The following is a 20375-nucleotide window of genomic DNA, read 5'->3' as shown; positions in this document are numbered from 1 at the left end:
ATAATGTGTCAAAATGAGGAAAATTATAATTTAGCTTTTTGTTTATCATATTTTGTCGACCTTTATCATCTTGAAAAAAGTCATTATCGTTTCATAAGAAGGCGGGGGTTTATTATTTTCCCGTTTTTTAACGGGAAAAAACAGCTTCTTTTCAAAGGTACCTGCGGCAATTTTGTTTCTTAAAACAGTCATTCTGACAAAAATCAGATTTCAGAACAAAATCTATCTCCTACTAGATATTCGGAGAGCAAAAATGAACGCTCGTAATGGTTTTCTTCTCCTCTTTTTCTGCGGATCGTCTTTGTCTTTTGGTGCAGCACCTCAGGTCTTTTCCATTAATCCACGCCTGTTTTCGAAAAGTGAGGAACCGCTGGAGATTGTTGCCTGTGCAGACAACCAACCCAACCAAGTCCTCTTGCGATGGTCCTCTTCTCTTGAACAGGGGACAGAAGAAATGACCTGGCAGCCGGATGGGGAATGCTGGAAAGCTTCTCTGAGTGCAAAACAGATCCGAGGAGAAGAAATCCGGTACCAAATTCTGGCCCATTATGACGGAAACATGCTTGTCCAAAGCCCCGAATACATCGTGTCTCTGTACTCCGAGACAATCCCATTGGCTCCCAAAACCATGGCCGTTCAAGCAAAAATTCTGGTTCAACACAAATGGAACGAGAGTCCGGATGCCTTTTCTCTTCACGAGAGCCCCGACGGGACAGTCATCGGCCCTGCTGCAATCGTATGCAGAAAGAATCAGGTCCACGTCCTCGACACAGCCAAGGGGCGAATTCTAACATATGACCTTCATGGACGACGGCAAAAACAAATCCTGCTTCCAACCTCCTCTGCCTCTGATTTGGTTATTGACCCAAATGATAATTCTTTTTTGGTTATTTCTCAGGCGGAGGACCGTGTCCACCGGCTTCGTCCGGGCCGCCCGATTCGAACCCAACCGCTCAACGTCCGCAGGCAACTGGCCTATCCGGCTCAGTTCCGTTACGACCCCTCATCAGAAACCCTGATGGCCAAGGACGGGGCTCGGCAAAACAGATGGGCCGGGGTTCTGCGGCGGAATCAGAATATATTCCGCCAATCCGGCGATATTTCCCCAACCCAATCAGATGTGCTGGCTGAAACAGCAGAGGGCGGAATCCTTGTCAAAAGCCCTCGTTATAAATCCATTTACTCCGTCTCGTTCGAACAGCCGGTTCGCTGCATCGAGGAAACCCTCGAAGACAAAAACGGGGTGATTTGGCTTTTATTTACCCTTGAAGGAGACTATCGAATTCGCCGTCTGTGCCGAATCGACCTCGAAAAACAAACCGCTCAAACCGCACAAATCGATGTATGGTTCTCATTCGAGGCGGCACGCCGCATGGATTTGACCGACCAAGGGGTTGTCCTCCTGGCCGGAGATAATCAGGAAGGACGAATCATACTTTTCGAGTACCAGGGAGAACTGCCGTGATGAAAAACCGCCGAACCTCCATCCGTTTTGTCTTTTGGATTGTCTGCATCCTGTTCCTCGTCCCCGCCGCCCAGGCCGCTTATGACCCGCAATGGTCCAGAAGCCAGTGCGGGGAGTATTCCGCCAACGGTCTGAAAGAACGATACGTTTACGGAGCCAATAAGGGATGGATCAATAATGACGTCTGGGATGATTCGTCCGTGGAAGGTGTGGACTGTGCATCGTACGTCTGCCGCTGCCTGGCTTTGCCGGAGTATGTAGCCGAAAACAAGGCCGCTCCTTACCCTTATACAACGGATAAACTCTATGCTGGCGTTCCCAACACCGTTCAGGTCGAAAGCATCAACAATCTCAAACAATGGGACCTCTGGGTCTATGTGAGCGGCACCAGCAAACACACCGGCCTCTTCAAACAGTACAGCGGCTCCTATATCATCACTCGAGAGGCCCGAAATGCAGCCAGCGGCATTGTTGAGGGCAAATACAGTAAGCAGTATCTGATTGATAAAGGAACCCGTTTTTGGAGAAGGGCCAATTGGGCTTCTCTGGTTCAGCTGCCGACCGTTCAAACCTCCCCGGCGGCCAAAATTACCGCTTCATCAGCCGTTTTAAGCGGCATCATTACCGACGACGGCGGCGGAACCATCGACCAATGCGGTTTCAGTTGGGGTACAACAGCCGCCTGCTCCGACGGCTGGCTGAGCGCGTCCGCTCTTTCCGAAAATGGTTTCAGCGTCACACTGAGCAGCCTGGAATATTCCACTGTTTACTACTTCAAGGCCCGGGTGCATAACAGTGCCGGCTGGGCCGAAGGTTCTGTACTGAGTTTCCGAACGGATGTGAGCCCCAACACCCCGGCCGTCATTGTGGACAATGGCACCTCCGGCACCTCCTCCACGGGAACCTGGAGCATTTCCAGCGCCGCTGACCCTTATGGAAGCAGCAGTCTCTGGGCTCGCGACGGCGCTACATACACCTGGTCCTTCACACCGCCCTCCCCCGGATTCTATGATGTTTCGATGTGGTGGACCCAGATGTCCTCCCGCTCCGCCTCCGTCCCCGTCCGAATTGAATACTCCGACGGCATCTTTGAAACAACCGTCAACCAGCAAACCAACGGAGGGCAATGGAATTCCCTCGGCCAATTTTACTTTGACTCCGCCGGTTCCGTCACAATCACAGCCCTCGGCACTTACCCCGTCAGCACCTGTGCCGATGCCGTCCGGTTCGCTCTCATTAAGACCAATCAGCGGCCGACAGCGCAAATCCTCTCTATCGAACCGCAAATTCTCGAAGAAGGACGTTATATAACCTTCAGCGGAAAAGGATTCGACGATGGAACAATCGTAGCCTACGAATGGACTTCCAACATTGATGGGGTCTTCGGCACCGGCCCAACCGTTCTGATTTCAACATTATCGCAGGGAACACACCTCATCACTCTTCGCGTCTGCGATGATATGGGCATCTGGTCTCTTCCCGCAGAAAAAACCATCACCATTACAGCCCCCGCCTCGGAATTAATTGTGGACAACGGGGCCGCCGGCACTTCCTTTACGGGAACCTGGAGCATTTCCAGTGCCCCCGCACCCTATGGAAGCAGCAGTCTTTGGGCTCGCAACGGCGCCGTCTATACCTGGTCCTTTACACCGCCCTCCCCCGGATTCTATGATGTTTCGATGTGGTGGACCCAGATGTCCTCCCGCTCCGCCTCTGTTCCCGTACAAATTGAATACTCTGACGGCATCTTTGAAACAACGGTAAATCAGCAAACCAACGGTGGACAATGGAACTCTCTCGGTCAATTCTACTTCGACTCCGCCGGCTCCGTCACAATCACAGCCCTCGGTTCGTACCCCGTCAGCACCTGCGCCGATGCTGTGCGAATCGCACTTCTTGAAATCAATCTGAGACCCACCGCTCAAATTCTGTCAATCCTTCCCCAAACTCCCCAGGAAGGGCAATCCGTTACCCTGTCCGGTCAGGGAATCGATGACGGTCAAGTTACCGCCTTTGAATGGATTTCAGACATAGACGGCCGGTTAGGAACAACCGCCGTTTTGACCCTCTCGACCCTTTCGGAAGGTACTCACACACTCTCGTTTCGGGTCTGCGACAATCGGGGGATCTGGTCAGAACCGGTCGAACAGACTCTTACCGTTCTTCATGCCGCAGAAGAAATCATTATCGACAATGGAGAGCCCGGCACCTCTTCTACCGGAACCTGGGCCGTCTCCGGAGGTCTCAATCCATACGGAGCTGACAGTCTCTGGGCACGTTACAATGCAGCATACACATGGTCTTTCCAGCCGCAGCAAGGAGGGTTGTATGATGTCTTCTTATGGTGGACTGAATTTTCTTCTCGCGGGTATTCTATTCCGGTTCTTGTCACTCACCAAGGCGGAACAACGACTTTATATATCAATCAGCAGACAGGCGGCGGGGAATGGAATTGGATTGGAACATTTCCAATGGAAGCAGGTGAAACGTACACCGTGCAAATTAGAACTCCCAATGACAATTCTACAGCATGCGCGGACGCTGTTCGAATCATCCGACAATGAAAGTCCACAACTATCTTTTTTCATTTTAACAGAGCTCCTCACAAGGGTTTCAATTGACAGAACCCTTTGAATCCTTTAAAAAGGTTCAAACAGAATTTTTTTATAGCCGGCCGCTGGAAAGGATTTCTTTCTATGCTGGAGGAGTGACCGAGTGGCTTAAGGTGGCGGTCTTGAAAACCGCTGTGCCGAAAGGCACCGGGGGTTCGAATCCCTCCTCCTCCGTTTTATCCCAGTTCGAATATCCGCCCTATTCATCCCTTTGATAAGCAGGAACCTTATCTATCCGACAGCTCAAACATCAGACTCGTCATGTAGCCGCGGGTCAGGACACTTCGAGCTGGGCAAAAACAATTCCCGGAGCTTCTGTCCGTTGAGCGACAAATCCTCTTAAGGGAGATACGATGTTCCATGGCCATCCCAAGAATCTTCATCTTCTATGTTGACAGGGGCTTAAAAAGAGGATTATAATCCTCTTTTCGGGAACTATCCGCCCGAAAAGAGGGGAAAACAACTCCAGTTTAAACGCTGGAAAAGGAAAAACTTTTGGTATCTGTCGGGAGCAGTTGAATGCCTGAAGGTCAGCCGTTAGATACACATATTGTAAAACTGAAAAATCCGCCTCAGATCGAGAAACTTTTTAAAGCGGCCATTAAGGCCGATGCCAGCGACCTTCACCTGAAGGTCGGAATGCCCCCCAAAATGCGGATTCACAGCAAACTGAAAAACACCACCGGCCAGCCCCTCACCGAAGAGGAAATTGAAGAGCTGATTTTCGAGATTATGAGCGATGAGCAGAAAAAGTATTTTCTCGAACACGGCTCTCTCGATTTTGCTTATCAGGTGGGGGAACTGGACCGTTTTCGAATCAACGCCTTTCGTCAGCGCGGTTATGTGAGCGTCGTGGCCCGGCGCATCAGCGGCAGAATCCCTCCTTTTGAAACCCTTCACCTGCCGCCGATCGTGGAAAAAATCGCCGACAACCACGACGGCCTGATTCTTGTGACCGGTCCGACCGGATGCGGAAAAACATCTACCATCGCTTCTATGATCGACCACATCAACCGCACGCGGTCTGAACACATCATCACCATTGAAGATCCCATTGAATTCCTTCACGTAGATAAAAAATCCATCGTATCGCAGCGGGAAATCGGTATTGACGTACTCAACTGGACGGATGCGCTCCGAACCCTGATGCGTCAGGACCCGGATGTCGTGGTGATCGGCGAAATGCGGGACCAGCAGACCGTCACCGCAGCGATGCGGGCCGCCGAAACAGGCCATTTGGTTTTCGGGACAATGCACGCCAACAATGCACCGCAGACGATTCAGCGGCTTCTGGACATGTTCCCTCAGGAAGAGCGGGACTTAATCCGCCAGACGTTTGCCCTGACAATGCGGGCAATCATCAGCCAGCAGCTTCTACCCGGCATTCGACCGGACGTCCCGCGGATTCCCGCCGTCGAAATCCTTATCAACACACCGGTGGTTCGCAAACTTATCAGCGAATCCCGCGAAGGTGATTTGTCCAGCGTGATTCGGGCTTCGACCGGTGAAGGGATGCTGGACTTTACGGAAAGTCTGCGGCGTCTGGTCGAAGAAGAATATATCGATTTGAGAGTGGCCGAACAATACGCTCCGAATGTCGAAGAACTCAAGATGGCCTTGAAAGGAATCCGCTCCTCTACAGGCGGGATACTCTAAAAACACGAACACAGTGAGGAAACTTCATGGCGGATATGCTTGCAGCGACGGTCACATACGGCGGATACATCAATCTGTTCAAGTTTCTGCTGATTCTGGCGGCGTTTTTCGGCTGGCTTCCGCTGGCCAACTGGATTTATGAAGATTCCCAGGCTGTCGGAACCAACAAAAATCCCTGGACGCTCGCCATTGCCCTCGTCGGCTCCCTCGGACTGCTGCTCTGGCTGCTGATTCCCATCTACATCATCGGACTGCTGATTTTCATCATCGCCATCGGCGGGGTTTCGATGGCCTATGTGATTCACCGAAACACCCTGGTAGCCGACTTTGAAAAGGTTCTGACCGCCGACCACTTCCGCAACCTGTTCGTCAACGCGGAAAAAAAACTTCAAAAGGCCTCCCGGGGATTATCCTTCATCACAGCCAACGGAAACGAAGTGCCGCTTCCCCAACCGAAAACCACAGAGGCCTACGGCTTTGTGACAACCTGTGAAATCCTCGATGACGCCATCTGGCGAAGAGCCAGTCAGGTCTTTTTTAACCCGCAAAAGGACAATTACGAAGTCACCTATATTATCGACGGGGTTCCCGGCAAACAGCAGCCGCGCACGCGGGAGGAAATGGATTATTTCATTTACTATCTGAAACATCTGGCGGCTCTGGAAGTGGAGGAAAAACGCAAACCCCAGCAGGGGCGGTTTAAGGTTGTGGTCAAAGGGGACCAGCTGCATCCAATCAAATGGGAAGTGAATACCGCCGGCTCCACAGCAGGTGAACAGGTTAAGCTGACGCGGCTGGACGAAAATACCGTCAAAAAAGTGACCGAACTGGGACTCAATGACAACCAAATCGCCTCCATCGAATCGCTCAAGAATGAAACCAAGGGGCTGGTGCTGATTTCCGGTCCTGCCGGCAGCGGACGAACCACAACCCTGTATGCCCTGCTCCGCAGTCATGACCCGTTTATGTACAACATCAACACCCTCGAAAAAACCCCCTTGACCGAACTGCCCAACATCACGCAGAATATTTTTACGCTCAGCGATACCGGCACCACCAGTTATTCCCGCAAACTTCAGAGCATTCTGCGAAAAGGTCCGGATATCATCGGCGTGGAAGACTGCGAAGACGCCCAGTGCGCCCAGCTGCTCTGCGCGGCTGTGAAAGACTCTCGAATGGTCTATGCCGTCATGGAAGCCGCCAGTGTCAGCCAGACCCTCGAAAAATGGATTAAATTGGTCGGTGACAAAGAAGCGGCAATTGACTGCCTGACAGCCGTCATCAATCAGCGGCTTGTGCGAATGCTCTGCGACCAGTGCCGCGTGGCCTACAAACCCAATCCGGCCCTGTTTAAAAAATTCAATATTCCGGCCAACGATGTGGATATGTTCTATCGGCCCGGAGAAATCGAGTACGACAAACGGGGCAGACCGATTATCTGCGAAAAATGCCAGGGCACCGGGTATTACGGCCGCACCGGACTCTTTGAGACTATTCGTTTTACGCCGGATTTGGCCCGCGCCCTCAAGCAGGCCAATACTCAGCAGGAAATGATTGCCGCTCTGCGGAAGGCGGGCATGCTGTATATGCAGGAACAGTCGATCAAAAAGGTGTCAATGGGAATTACCTCCATCAACGAGGTGATTCGAAACTTCAGCACGAAAAATACCTGAGCAATTTGAAATCACGGAATCCACTTTATGCTGCCGACAATCTTGGTCTTAATCATCATCGTTGCAGGGGTCCTTTACTTTTACTTCAAATGCAATCTGATTACGGCCATGACCAACCTGCTGGCCGCCGTAATGGGATGCATTCTTGCTTTTTCCTATTATGAACAGCTGGCGGGCCTGCTGGTTTCCGAAAAATGGGCGGTTTCCTGGATTCAAAGTGCCGCTTTTCTTCTGATTTTCTTCTTTGGGTTTCTGTTTATTCGTGTTTTGTCGGGTTTTCTGGCCAAAAGCGACTTTGACCTCGGCCGCCCTGTCAAGCTGATGGTTACAATTCCCTTCGGCATTTTGACAGGCCTGTTTGTTTCGGGCGTGCTTCTGATTGCCGTCGCGCTCTCCCCCCTGCCCCCCAAAACCTTCTACTGCCGGTATCCGGTCTCCCAGCCCCTCCATTTGGGGATCAATTATCCCCCAATTATCAACGCCGACGGCTTTACAACCGCCTTTTATTCCTGGGTCAGCCGGGGGGCCTTAAGCTCGAGCAAAAGCTTTACCGTTCTGCACAGTCATTATCTGACCCGGCTGCATTTGAACCGGTACGCACTCGGGCAGGGTATCCCGGCGGTTTGTTCTCCGAAAGCCATCAAACTGCCCTTGGGCAATGTCCAGCCCGTGCGGCTTCGGGATTTTCCCGACCAGCCCCGGATGGCTGTTATCCGACTGGGCATCTCCGGCAATCCCATCCCCAAAGGCGGAGCCGAACAGGAGGACAAAATCTCTTTTATCCCAGCTCAGATTGCCCTGCTCATAAAGGAAAATGATCAGGCCGGCCATCTGCTCGGTTCAGCGGGGGTTATCTATCCGAGCGGCATCCTCCAAAATAATCAGCTCCATTCCCTGAATCTTCACGAACCAATTGTCGCTGAGGTGAAAAATCTCGGAACAGACCGAACATTGTGGCTGGATATTGTCTTTCAGCTGCCCCCCGAAAGACGGCCGGTGTTGCTGGCCTTCAAACAAAACGCTATTCTCGAACTGCCCAAACCGGTTCCCAGCAGTGACGAAGTGGAAAAGGCATTAGGTGCACTGTGAAGGAAAAACGATTCCGGACCTGAATTGTCCTAAGATTGCTCATTCTCTCCGCTCCCTTTCCAACGCTTTAAAAAAGAACAGGAGGGCAATAGATGGATTTCTACTACCCTCCTGAAGAAGACCTTTGTTAAAAGATCCCCCTACTCAGGCACAGAGGGCCGTTTCCTCCAGGTCTATTTCCATCAGGTGTTCCAGATAAAGATCCAAATCTTCTTTGGAAAACTGGGCCAAAAACTCCGGCTTGGCAGACTTGTTGATTTCGAGGATGCAATCAATGATTTCCCGTTTACTCATACTGCAAATCTCCCTATCTTCAGGCCGTTTTTACTTCCGTGTATAATTTTGTTTATCGGAAGAAGCCCCGTTTTTTCTTGAATTGTCGGCAAGATTCAGACATTGCGGCATTTTCGCAAAGCAGATACAATATCTGTCCGCGGACGACAGACAACTACAGGATATAGAAAAGCCGAACTGATTGGATTTCTTCGTCAGAAGAAACGTCCAATAAAATCTGTTTTCCGCCTTCAAACAGTCATACAAAAAAAAGAAAAAAATTTTGTTTTTTGCTGATTTGCTGAATTGAATTGAAAGAACTGACTCAAAATCTCTACAACCGACGCCAAAACCGAACCGGTCAGAAGCTGAAACTCTGGCGGTACGCCGGACTTTTGCTGACCTATCGGTGTTCTGCTGCCTGCCGGTTCTGTTCCTATTTTTGCTGTCCTCAATCCGGAGGCCTGATGCCGCACGAAATCGCCCTCCAAGCATGGGATTCTCTGGTCAAACTAGCCGGACCTGCCGCCCATATTCATATCACAGGCGGAGAACCCTTCCTCTATTTTGACCATCTGGCCGGATTGCTCGAAGAGGCCGCTGCAAAAGATTATCCCCCTCTGAATTCCCTGGAAACAAACGGTTTTTGGGCCCAAAATCAGGCCGAAGCCCGAGAAAAACTCCATTTTCTTCACAAAATCGGGCTTCAGGAGCTCGCTGTCAGTTTCGACCCCTTCCATGCCGAATTCGTTCCTCTCGAAGCCGTTCGCACCCTTCAAACCCTCGCTCAGGAGATTCTGGGCCCTCATCGCGTCAAAGTACGCTGGGGAAAATACCTCGAAAACTGCCCCCCCATTGAGGTCTTTTTAGACCCCAAAAACAGAACGGTTCTTCAAAAAATGCTCGAGGAGGACCGCTGCCGGTTTACAGGCAGAGCTGCCGAATCCATCGGGCCTCTGGCAGCCAAGTTTCCGCTTGAGACAATCGAGCAGCAATCCTGCCAAAATGCCTTCCTGAACGCTCGCGGAGTCCACATCGACCCATTCGGAAACGTCTTCTGCGGGCAATGCAGCGGCATTATTTTGGGAAATCTTTACCAAAAACCGCTCGAACTGTTGTGGGAAACGTTTGATCCCCCCGGACTTCCTTTTTGGAATCAGCTGTTCAAGTCCGGCCCGGCAGGTCTCCTCCCGCAGGCCGTTGCGAGCGGTTATCAGCCGACCCGCTTGTATGCCTCCAAATGCCATTTGTGCACAGACATCCGAAGGTTTTTTTTTGACAAGGGAAGTTTTTTGCCGATAATTGGACCGGAAGAGTGCTATGGGATAAAGAGATGTTGAAGGAAGGATGCGTGATTTTATCCGACGAGGTCAGGCTTGGCTGACAACGAAGCAACCAGTTTTGATACGCTTTTCGGACGCATGGCGGTCGAGCAGAAGCTCTGCACAGAAGAGGAATTAAAAGAGTGTAAAAAGGAGCTGCAGGCTCGCGCCGCCGGCAGCAATCCGGTTACCTTGGAGCGGCTTATGGTCGAAAAACAGGTCTTAACCCCCTCCCAGGCCGCTCGCCTGAAGGGTTCCATCCGGGAAAGTCGGGATGTCTCCACCCAAATTCCGGGGTATCGGGTACTGGGCAAACTCGGCTCCGGGGCGATGGCTGTTGTGTATAAGGCCAAGCAGCTTTCCTTAGACCGAACCGTTGCCATCAAGGTATTGCCGAAAAAATTTGTCCAGAAAAGCGACTATGTCGAGCGATTCTATAAAGAGGGCCGGATTGCTGCCAAACTGAACCACAACAACATCGTTCAGGCCATCGACGTAGGAGAAGTCGGCGGTCTGTACTATTTTGTGATGGAATATGTGGAGGGCAAAACCCTCTACGACGACCTGTCCAAAGGAAAGATTTTCAGCGAAAAAGAGGCCCTCGATATTATCATTCAGCTGGCCAACGCCTTAGCCCATGCCCACGCCCAGGGGCTTATCCACCGCGATGTCAAACCCAAGAATATTATGATTAACAAGGAAGGCATCGTGAAACTGGCGGATATGGGTCTGGCACGCGAGGCCTCCGACATCAAGGCCGCCAAACACGAACAGGGCAAGGCCTTCGGAACCCCCTATTATATTGCCCCTGAGCAGATTCGCGGCGAGCTGGATATCGACGGTCGGGCGGATATCTATGCCTTAGGGGCTACGCTCTATCATATGGTCACCGGCCGTGTACCCTTTGACGCCTCCAGTCCTTCGGAAGTAATGCGAAAACATCTGAAAGAACCCCTTGTCCCGCCGGACCATATCAACACATCCCTGTCAGCCGGCATCTCCGAAGTAATTGAAGTGATGATGGCCAAAAACAAAGAGGATCGCTACAAAAATATGGAGGAGCTGCTTATTGACCTCCAGGCCGTTCGCGACGGCAACCCCCCCGTCATCGCCCGCCAGCGGTTCAACATGGAGGCCCTGGAAAAACTCGAAGACGGCGTCGAGGTCAACCACCGGGATGAAACCCAAAAAGTCTATAACGATGCACTCCTCGCCAAATACAAGGTAGCTGTTGTGGCCTTAATTGCACTCAGCGCTGTCCTGTTTTTGATTGTGCTCTTTCTGGCTTTCCAGTTGAAAAATAAAAGTGAGTCGTACGATTCCATGACATACGGACAGGCCCCTTTTTCGTCATGTCCAGAAATCCCGTCCAAACCCGCCTGAGTATTCTGAACGCCGCGGGCAATCTTTTCAGCCGGCACGGCTACTGCGCCACATCTCTCAACGATATTCTGAATGCAGCAGGGATTACCAAAGGGGCCTTCTATCACTATTTCAAAAGCAAAGAGGAGATTTGTTCGGTTCTGCTTGAACAGGCCCTCGAATGCACCCACCGAATGTTTTTATCTTTTGCAGAAACCAATCCGTATGAAGCATTCGAACACTGGACGAACCGCATCCTCGACACCGGCAGTGAAGAAGGCCGTGCCTTCCGGCTGGTTTTGCGCCTTTCCGATGAACTGACCGTCTTCCACAGCCCCATTCCAGACCGGCTGAATCAGTTCTGGAACGAACAACTCGGCGGCCTCGAAAAAAACCTCTCATCATTTGAGTCCGCCGGAAACCTGCTTCCCGACCGCCGTTCGGCTGCTCTGCTCCTGCTGAGCACGACAATAGGTCTCACCCGTCTGGAAAACACCGCTCTCTCCGGCGTTCCGGCCAAGTTTCTGCTTGAAACAACCCTGCGGCTGATTCTCTCATAAAGGACCGCCGCCGGGAGCCGCGGGCTGTACAGGTTGCGTCGTTGGCTGATTCTGATTCTGCTGAAACTGCCGCATCATCATCCGCTGCTGAATCTGCATCGACCAGCTCATAATTTCCATCAGATGCTGCTTGGGCAGAATCAGATGAGTCTGAATGCGCCTGCCGTCCGCCCAGACCCCAACCGCCATCGCACTTTGCGTCTGGACCGGAATCGACTCTATACTCTCGAAAAACGGCGGCATCGGGGCCTCCGGATTGAGGGCCTGCATTGAGCGCATCATCCCGCCCATTCCCTTCATCAGCCGGATGAAATTAACCGAAACGACTGCATCCGCCGCTTGAGCATTCGGAACGGCTTTCAAAGCCGCCTGCATCTCCGCAGGAGCCGGGCCATTCGCCGGCAAATCAATCAGTTTTTGGATGGTTTCCTGCGCCTGCGAACCCATCGCCAGAAACAAATTTTTATTTGTAAGGGCAATAGGATACGTCAACCCCTCCTTGCCGTACATTGCTTCCAGCATCTTTTTCTCCTGCTCGGAAGCGGTTTCCGATGCAGCAAACTGAATCACAATCTGATCGATTGACACGCCTTTGTACTGAGCCGCTTTTTCCTTCATCGTAAAGACAGCCGGAATTCCGAACATTTTGTAAAACTCATTCGCGAGGTCTTTGCCTCCCTGCATCACTTCCCGCATCGCCGCCGCATCCGTAATTTCAACCGCCTCACGAACCGAAAACGGCGGAGTCCCCGCTGTGTATCCAAACGAAAAGGCTGCCTGCATTCCCATCGCCTTCATACTTTTGGTCAACATTGATTCAAATCGGCTTCGCAATTCCGATCCCTTGTCACCGGCAAGCGGAAGGAAAATATCGATAAAAATCCTGTTGGCTTTATCCATCAGCGGTCTATTGATCACCCACAAACCATTGACCGGCGCCTCCGCATCCAGATAGCCGCCCATGAAAAAGCCCGGTTTCATCGCCGGGTCGCGCACCAGCATTTTGGCCAGTTCCGTATCCTTTTTCGCTGTAAAAAGCACCTCCGCCGTCAGCTGTTCCGGCACAGGCGAAAGCAGAATGCTCAAACTGTCCACCTGCACCATCCAGGCATCTACGGCATTCAGCATCGTCGAAATCGCCTCCGGCTTAAAGGGCATCGCCGCCCCCCCTTGAACGGCCTCCTGCAGCCCTTCCTGAACCGCACTTTTGAACGGCTCTGCTCCAATCCGATATCCCTTTTCCACATTCAGCCAAAACCAAGCCGGAGCAGATACGGCATTCTGAGCATCCGCCGGGCTCAGGCGAGCCGCCAGGGACTGCTTCTTTTCCTTAAACATCGAACGGGCAAACAGAATGGATTCTTTCTCCTCACCCGGCGCCAGCAGCAGATAAGAGCTGCCTTCCAGCGGAATAAACGCAACAGGGCCTGCCGAGGAACCCGGAGCAGAGAGGGTATAAACTCCGTTTTCATCCGCCCCCTGACAATAGGGACTGGATGTATAGGGTTTGGGGTCTGTAACAGGCAGCAAAATCACCATCTCCGGCCCTTCATTCGGGTCCTTCAGAAAAACAGCAGCGGCAATCGTTCCGTACTTATTGACTCCGTTGAGCATCGGGTCCCCCAACGCCCCCCCCAGAAACGTCGTAAATATCATCGAAACGGGCATCGGTGCTGCACCAGCCAGATATTGGTCCAGTTTCTCCAGCGTTCCGGTAAAATTATTCAGCCGAAAACAAATCAGCGTATCGGCAGGCAGCAAATCCAGCAGCGGATCCTGGGAAGAAGCCGAATATCCGGCAGGCACAAACAACCCCGCCAACGTCAATAGAAGACCTGCACGGACTGAAAACGATTTAAAGTTCATACAACCTCTCCTTTCAAAAACGATTCTTTCCTTAGTTTCGCTGAATTCGGGATTAAATAATAAGACGGACCTTATCAGGGTTTCATTACCAAAAAAACGTTTTTTTTATTTCATTTGAAAAAATTCCAGAATTTCCTCCTTTTTCTTCAGGGAACCCGCAACAATCGGCAGATAGTCTCCCTGATAAGAGCTCGGGTCCGCAGGAAAAAGACTTTTTCCATCCGGAGAAGATACAAATCCCCCCGCCCGTTCCACAAGGAGGGCACCGGCCGCAATATCCCATAAACGAGAACGAACGGTCACAGAGCCGACCATCGCACCTTTGGCGACATACGCCAAATGCAGGGCCGTCGAACCCAGACAGCGAAAACGGGTTTTAACCATAATGGCCTGATACGGCTTGGCAAACTCCGCCGTCAAATAGCTCTCAATTCCAAAGCAGGCGAATCGATTCAGATCCTGCCGGCTCACCTGAATCCGGGAGCCGTTCATCTGCGCTTCCATCCCCGCCGCCGCTGTAAACATCGAATCGGTCGCCGGTTCAAAAACCACCCCGACAATCGGCTGCCCATCCTGCAGGGCGGCAATGCTTACCGAAAAACACAGCAGTCCGTTAGCAAAGTTGTTCGTACCGTCAATCGGGTCAATGACCCACCAGATTCCCTGCTCGCCGCGCGGTGCCAGCTTGAACATCTTGCCGCCGTGTCCTTCCTCACCCAGAAAACCGTGGTCCGGGTAGTTCTCCTTAATATGGTCCACAATAATTTTCTGGCAAATCGGGTCGGCCTGCGTAACCAACTCATCTGCATCTTTCTGCGTCGTATGAACAAAACGAAGTTCCTCCAGAGCCCGCTGTCCTGCCAGACGTGCAGCCACCACAGCCGTCTCGAGCAAATAACTGATTTCCGTCGAAGACAAGCCCATATCTTCCCTTTCATCTTGACTATTAAACCTGAATATTTTATTCTATCAGAGCCGATGAATAAATGCCAGCCGATAAGATCAGGAAAATCTTCCAACCGCATTTCTCCAGGGGGGCGGATTGCCGCCGCTTTTGTCGCCCTGGTTATTGCCGCCGGATTCGCCTTTTTCCACGCCTGCGACCGACAGTGGCTCGACATCAGTCCTATCCTCGGGGTTTGCGGCTTCAAACAACGGTTCGGTCTGCCCTGTCCCGGCTGCGGCTGGACCCATTCCATCCAGGCCTTTGCATCGGGACGCATTGGGGAGTCCTTTTGTCTTCAACCCGCCGCCGCTGTCTTTTGCCTGACAGCCGCTGCGGCCTTTTTTTTTGCTTTACACATCGCCTTTTTTGGGATAGATTTTTCGTTTTTGAGGTGGGCTCGCTCACCTGGAGGATGCAAAGTGATAATTCTTGCGGCCGCCCTGATTATCTTAGTCGGATGGCTGGCTGCTTTGCTGCTGACCCTGGCCGGGCAAGGTCAATCCTGAAGAAAAACAGATGAAGCAAAAAAAACTGCATCTTTGTCTATGGTTCTCGGCAGCAGGGCTGCTCCCGATGATGAGCAGCTGCACCCTGCTGGGGTTTCTGCTGAGTCCTTCTTCTTCCGAACAGAAAATCGCCGCCCAGTTCCCTCTGTATGCCCAGAAGGATAAATCCGTGTATCTGGCTGTCCGGACCTCCCCCGGCAGTCGAGCCGATGCCGACATCCCGGGTCTTCTCCAGAAAACGCTGGCTGCTGATTTCCAGAGGAAAGTCGGAGTCCCCTCCGAAAAGATTTTTCAAATGCCGTCTGTTCTTCAAAATCCCTCCGCATCCTTTTCCTGGTCCCAGGTCGAAGAAGAAGCCCGCCGGGTTCGGGCCGCTTATCTGCTTTCCATAGAAATCGTCGAATTTGAGGCGGTTCCGCTGGGACCGCAGAATTATTACATGGGCACTCTGGCTGTCCGGGCAATCCTTTCCGAAACCCAAACCGGACAGACCGTCTGGCCGCCCGAAAAAACTCCGCGTCTGATCCGCACCGCGGTTGATTTTGAAGCCAACGGCCGTTCCCAACTCGTTTATCGAATGCTCTCCGCCGTCTCCCACTGCATCGTCCGTCACCTCTATCCGTGCCCGAAAAACGCCTTTCGAGTCAGCGAAGAAATGGAACCCCTCGAATCCCTTATGAACCAGACAGAATAGGAGACAACAAACTATGTACCGAATTCTCATTACGGACAAACTGGCGCAGGAAGGAATTGACCTGATCAACTCCGCCGACGATTTTGAGGCCGTCGTGCGGACCGGCATCAAAGAAGAGGAGCTTGCTTCGATCATCGGCGAATACGACGGACTCATCATCCGCAGCGACACCAAGGTCACGGCAAAAGTCCTCGAGCGACCCGGCAAACTGAAAGGCATCGCACGTGCCGGCGTCGGCATCGACAATGTAGACGTCCCGACTGCTACCCGAAAAGGCATTCTCGTCATGAACACTCCCGGCGGAAACACCCTCAGTGCCGCCGAGCACACCATGGCGCTGATGCTGGCACTGAGCCGAAATATTGTCCCCGCCTGCAACAGTCTTAAACGCGGCGAGTGGGACCGCAAACGCTACACCGGCAATCAGCTCAACAACAAAACCCTCGGCATCATCGGCCTGGGCCGAATCGGAATGGCTGTAGCCAAAATGGCCCTCGGCTTCAATATGAAAATTCTGGGCTACGACCCCTTCGCCGCTCCCGTCGAAGCGGAAAAACTCGGCATTGTCATCACGGATTCCCTCGAAAAAATCTTCAAGGAATCCGACTTTATCACCGTGCACGTTCCCAAAAACGAAAAAACACTCAATATGATTACCGCCAAGGAAATGAAGATGATGAAGCCGACCTGCCGGCTGATTAACTGCGCCCGCGGCGGCATCATCAACGAAGAAGACCTGTACAACGCACTGGCGGCCAAAACCATTGCCGGCGCCGCACTGGATGTTTTCTCCAAAGAACCGCCGGAAAATACCCGCTTCAAAGAACTGGACAACTGCCTGGTTACTCCGCATCTGGGTGCCAGCACGGAGGAAGCCCAGATCGAAGTCGCCGTGGAAGCCGCCCAGATCCTGATGGACGCCATCAAAGGCGGTCCGATCCGCAATGCCGTCAATGCTCCGGCTATGGGCGGTCTGTCGCCGATTATCAGCCAGTATGCCGTTCTGGCTCAGCGAATCGGTTCGCTGGCCAGTGCCATGGTCACCGGCCATCTGAAAAGCGTTCAAATCGAATTCCGCGGTTCCATCGCCGAAAAGACCGTGGACCCGATTGCCACCTCGTTTGCTATTGGGCTCCTTCAGCCGCATTTTGACACCACCGTCAATCTGGTCAACGTGCCGGTCCTGGCCAAAGAGCGAGGCATCAGCATTGACCAAATCAAAAATCCCGAAATCAAAGATTTCGAATCCACTTTTGCTGCGACTGTTCAGACTGACCAGTCTAAACGAACCATCATCGGCACCGTTTTCGGCGGCAATCTGCCCCGCATTATCGAAATTGACGGGTTCCCCATCGAAGTAACCCCTGAGGATGCCATGCTGATTATCTTCAACGATGACAAGCCGGGCGTCATCGGCGCGGTCGGCACCATCCTGGGCAAGCACGGCATCAACATCAATACGATGGGTGTCGGACACAAGCGGGCCGAAGGCAAGGCTATTCTGGCTTTCAGTCTGGACAAACTGCCCGATGAAAAGGCCGCCGCCGACTTGAAAAAATTGGATTTTGTCAACGAACTGTACATCTGCAAGCTTCAATAACACTCAAACAGAACGAGTAGTCAGAACGGAATCAACCCTGCCCTGTTCGTTTGACAGGGCAGGGCTTTTGTGCCTTTACGGAGAAATGCTGGAATGACCGCAGGAAAACGCACCCAGACCAAACAGCTGAATCTGGCTTTTGATGAGACGGAAAACCCTAAACCCTCTCAAACCGAACCTGTTGCAGTCGAGCATCCCGCTGAAGAAGCGGAAAACGAGAAAGAAACCTCCGCCGTTCCGGGCAGCTCTCGAAAACGCAAAGCCGTTGCGGCCACCGCCGAAACCCTGGCGGCAAAACAGCGGGATATCAGCGTCAGCGAATTTTTTGCCAAGAACCGCCACCTACTCGGTTTCGACAATCCCCGCAAGGCCCTTCTGACCGCTGTTAAAGAGGCCGTCGACAACTCCCTGGATGCCTGTGAGGAAGCCCATATCCTGCCGGATTTGGAAATCTCCATCCAGCCCTTTAACGGCTCCGAAAACAAGTTCACCGTCTCCGTGCAGGACAACGGTCCGGGCATTGTCGGCCAGCAGGTCCCGAATATCTTCGCCCGGCTCCTGTACGGCAGCAAGTTCCACACCCTGAAAATGAGCCGCGGCCAGCAGGGCATCGGCATCAGCGCCGCCGGAATGTACGGCCTGCTCACTACAGGTCAGCCCGTGCAGATTATCACCCGAACCAGTCCCAAGAAAAAAGCCCGTCATTACCATGTTCAAATCGACACCTCCCGCAACCGCCCGGAAACCATTCTCGATGAAGAATGCGATTTTGACCTGCCCCATGGAACCCGCGTGACCATTACGCTCGAAGGACGCTACCAGAAAGGCCGTCAAAGCGTCGATGAGTACGTGGCCCAGACTGCCATGGCCAATCCGCACGCTCGGATTCTTTATCGAACACCGGACGGTCAAACCATCGAATATCCCCGACGCAGCAATCAAATGCCCTTTATCCCCATCGAGGTCAAACCGCATCCCTACGGCGTCGAATTGGGAGTCCTTTACAAAATGGCACGGGAAAGCCGGGCCAAAACGCTCTCCGAGTTCCTTCGGACTCACTTCTCCCGAATCAGCGACCGGCTGGCAGCCGAAATCCTCAAAAAAGCCAAACTCTCCGCCAAACTAAAACCCGAAAAAATCACCCTCAAAGACGCAGAGGCACTTCACACCGCCATTCAGGATACAAAGATCATGGCCCCGCCGACAGACTGTATCGGTCCTATCGGGGAGGAGGCGCTCCTGGAAGGGCTCAAACGGGTTGTGCAGGCCGAATTTTATACCAGCTGCACCCGAAAGCCCGCCGTTTATCGCGGCAATCCTTTTCTCGTAGAAGCAGCCTTGGCCTTCGGTTTTAAAGATGAAGAGGCCGAAGCGGAATCCGAAGACAAAGAACCGATGTTGCGGCTGGTGCGGTTTGCCAACCGTGTCCCCCTGCTCTATCAGCAGTCCGCCTGCGCCATTTACAAGGCGGTCCTCGAGACCAACTGGCGAAACTACGGCATCAGCCAAAGCCGCGGCGCCCTGCCGACCGGGCCGATTCTCCTGATGGTGCACTTCGCCTCCGTCTGGGTTCCCTTTACCTCAGAAAGCAAAGAAGCTGTAGCCCACTACCCGGAAATTATCAAGGAAATCAAACTGGCTGTTCAGGAATGCGGACGAAAACTCGGGATGCATGTCCGCCGCCAGAAACGCATCCACACCGAGATGCTCAAACGCAGCTACATCGAAACCTATCTGCCCTATATCGGCGAGGCCCTGCGGGATATTCTCGCCCTCAAGGAAAACCAGGTCCATGACGTCCAGGAAAAACTCAAGGTCATCCTCGAGAAAACCCGTTCCATCTGACAGGACCTTCCGGACAGATGACCGATGCCCCTATCGTCTCTTCTGGAAAACCCTCATATTTTTAAGACACAGCAGTTCTCGGAGGCGCCCGCAGGAAACAACGGTCTCCTCAACCGCCCGTCGAACTCCGTCAAATCTCTCCACTCCCGTATCATGAAAAATGAGAAGTCCATTTCGGATCACCCACGGCTCCCAGAGCTGAATGTCCAGCAGAACATCCTCATAGAGGTGGGAACCATCCACAAAGAGCAGTCGAATCGGCTCATTCCACTGTTTCGCCGCCTCCTCAGACGCCATCCGAAGCGGGCAAACTGTATCGCCAACAGAATGAATTTGAAGATTCTCAAGAAAAACCTCATAACTGCCGCGAAGATGCGGATCAACCGCAAAGACCTTCTCTGCACGGCCGGCTTTCTTCAGACCGGACGCCAGCGCAATCGTTGATTTACCCCTAAAAGAGCCGATTTCAACAATCGAACCTTTCTCTTTGGGAAAATAGGAAAAATAAAAAAGGGTCAGAAGCTCCTTGTCGGACAAATGCCCTTCTATCCCGGAAAGCACCCGAAACTCCTGAGCCGTCAGCACGTTCAAAAGCTGACGATTCATTTTTTTTGCACGCCAGGCGCTGAGGCGAAAAAACCGGGGAACTCGCGTTGCCTTCGGCTTAATAACAGGTAATACCCGCCTTTTCCGCTGAAACTCTGACACGCTCTCAAGCCCACTCTGATTCCGCCTAAAGAATAAAAAACCATACGGCTTTCTGCAAGAACAACCATCCTTTTCAAACACGAAAAGAAAGAAGGTCTTTCGAATAACTCTCCGGTCAGGAAAATCATACTCTGAATGCAAATTTTTTCTGTCTGTTATCGGGGCAGGTATCCGCGGACCATATAATGGAGGTCTTCG

Annotated in this window: 16 protein-coding genes and 1 tRNA gene; 13 read left to right on the top strand and 4 right to left on the bottom strand. The window is 52.4% G+C overall.

The genetic code is table 11. The annotated features are described in order from the left end of the window. Positions 1–253: 253 nt before the first annotated feature. The 6 genes from PKY88_10640 to PKY88_10615 all read left to right on the top strand — a co-directional run bounded on the left by PKY88_10640 (position 254) and on the right by PKY88_10615 (position 8495). Positions 254–1465: a hypothetical protein gene (locus tag PKY88_10640; protein ID HOQ05656.1), complete on the top strand. Its 1212-nt coding sequence runs from the start codon at positions 254–256 to the stop codon at positions 1463–1465. Beyond that, positions 1465–4029 (top strand): PKD domain-containing protein, encoded by a 2565-nt coding sequence (locus tag PKY88_10635; protein ID HOQ05655.1) that lies wholly within the window; start codon positions 1465–1467, stop codon positions 4027–4029. The genes PKY88_10640 and PKY88_10635 overlap by 1 nt, the downstream gene beginning before the upstream one ends. A gap of 137 nt (positions 4030–4166) precedes the next feature. Next, positions 4167–4251 (top strand) — tRNA-Ser (locus PKY88_10630). A gap of 345 nt (positions 4252–4596) precedes the next feature. Next, a complete protein-coding gene (locus tag PKY88_10625) occupies positions 4597–5733 on the top strand; it encodes a PilT/PilU family type 4a pilus ATPase (GenBank protein HOQ05654.1) in 1137 nt (378 codons plus the stop codon). 26 nt (positions 5734–5759) lie between these two features. Beyond that, positions 5760–7406: an ATPase, T2SS/T4P/T4SS family gene (locus tag PKY88_10620; protein HOQ05653.1), complete on the top strand. Its 1647-nt coding sequence runs from the start codon at positions 5760–5762 to the stop codon at positions 7404–7406. 27 nt (positions 7407–7433) lie between these two features. Further along, complete coding sequence (locus PKY88_10615; protein HOQ05652.1) at positions 7434–8495, top strand: hypothetical protein; 1062 nt, start codon at positions 7434–7436, stop codon at positions 8493–8495. A 144-nt stretch (positions 8496–8639) separates the two neighbouring features. On the opposite strand, the gene PKY88_10610 is transcribed toward PKY88_10615, so the two are convergent. After that, the gene (locus tag PKY88_10610) at positions 8640–8789 is read right to left on the bottom strand and encodes a hypothetical protein (protein ID HOQ05651.1); all 150 of its coding nucleotides are present in this window, start codon (positions 8787–8789) and stop codon (positions 8640–8642) included. A 290-nt stretch (positions 8790–9079) separates the two neighbouring features. Here PKY88_10610 and PKY88_10605 point away from each other — a divergent pair, with 290 nt between their 5' ends. Genes PKY88_10605 through PKY88_10595 form a run of 3 tightly spaced genes read left to right on the top strand, consistent with a single transcriptional unit; the run spans position 9080 to position 12012 of the window. Next, a complete protein-coding gene (locus tag PKY88_10605; protein ID HOQ05650.1) occupies positions 9080–10108 on the top strand; it encodes a radical SAM protein in 1029 nt (342 codons plus the stop codon). A 36-nt stretch (positions 10109–10144) separates the two neighbouring features. Further along, the gene (locus PKY88_10600; protein HOQ05649.1) at positions 10145–11473 is read left to right on the top strand and encodes a serine/threonine-protein kinase; all 1329 of its coding nucleotides are present in this window, start codon (positions 10145–10147) and stop codon (positions 11471–11473) included. Further along, positions 11443–12012 (top strand): TetR/AcrR family transcriptional regulator, encoded by a 570-nt coding sequence (locus PKY88_10595; GenBank protein ID HOQ05648.1) that lies wholly within the window; start codon positions 11443–11445, stop codon positions 12010–12012. The genes PKY88_10600 and PKY88_10595 overlap by 31 nt, the downstream gene beginning before the upstream one ends. On the opposite strand, the gene PKY88_10590 is transcribed toward PKY88_10595, so the two are convergent. Together PKY88_10590 and PKY88_10585 are read right to left on the bottom strand one after the other, a co-directional pair. After that, positions 12007–13878, bottom strand: coding sequence for a hypothetical protein (locus PKY88_10590; GenBank protein HOQ05647.1), 1872 nt, complete (start codon positions 13876–13878; stop codon positions 12007–12009). The genes PKY88_10595 and PKY88_10590 overlap by 6 nt on opposite strands. A 105-nt stretch (positions 13879–13983) precedes the next feature. Further along, positions 13984–14802 carry an inositol monophosphatase gene (locus PKY88_10585; protein ID HOQ05646.1) on the bottom strand — a complete coding sequence of 273 codons (819 nt, stop codon included), beginning with the start codon at positions 14800–14802 and terminating at the stop codon, positions 13984–13986. A gap of 54 nt (positions 14803–14856) precedes the next feature. Here PKY88_10585 and PKY88_10580 point away from each other — a divergent pair, with 54 nt between their 5' ends. The 4 genes from PKY88_10580 (at position 14857) to PKY88_10565 (ending at position 19469) form a co-directional block, all read left to right on the top strand. After that, complete coding sequence (locus PKY88_10580; protein ID HOQ05645.1) at positions 14857–15330, top strand: DUF2752 domain-containing protein; 474 nt, start codon at positions 14857–14859, stop codon at positions 15328–15330. 10 nt (positions 15331–15340) lie between these two features. Then, positions 15341–16024 carry a hypothetical protein gene (locus tag PKY88_10575; GenBank protein HOQ05644.1) on the top strand — a complete coding sequence of 228 codons (684 nt, stop codon included), beginning with the start codon at positions 15341–15343 and terminating at the stop codon, positions 16022–16024. A 13-nt stretch (positions 16025–16037) separates the two neighbouring features. Next, a complete protein-coding gene (serA, locus tag PKY88_10570) occupies positions 16038–17624 on the top strand; it encodes a phosphoglycerate dehydrogenase (protein HOQ05643.1) in 1587 nt (528 codons plus the stop codon). Between the two features lie 93 nt (positions 17625–17717). Next, positions 17718–19469, top strand: a complete 1752-nt coding sequence (locus PKY88_10565; protein HOQ05642.1) for a DNA topoisomerase VI subunit B — start codon at positions 17718–17720, stop codon at positions 19467–19469. Between the two features lie 30 nt (positions 19470–19499). Here the strand turns inward: PKY88_10565 and PKY88_10560 are convergent, their stop codons facing one another. After that, positions 19500–20075 (bottom strand): class I SAM-dependent methyltransferase, encoded by a 576-nt coding sequence (locus PKY88_10560; GenBank protein ID HOQ05641.1) that lies wholly within the window; start codon positions 20073–20075, stop codon positions 19500–19502. Positions 20076–20375: the final 300 nt, after the last annotated feature.

The organism is Anaerohalosphaeraceae bacterium (assembly GCA_035378985.1).
GTDB lineage: Bacteria > Planctomycetota > Phycisphaerae > Sedimentisphaerales > Anaerohalosphaeraceae > JAHDQI01.
This window is presented reverse-complemented; position numbering and strand designations above follow the sequence as displayed.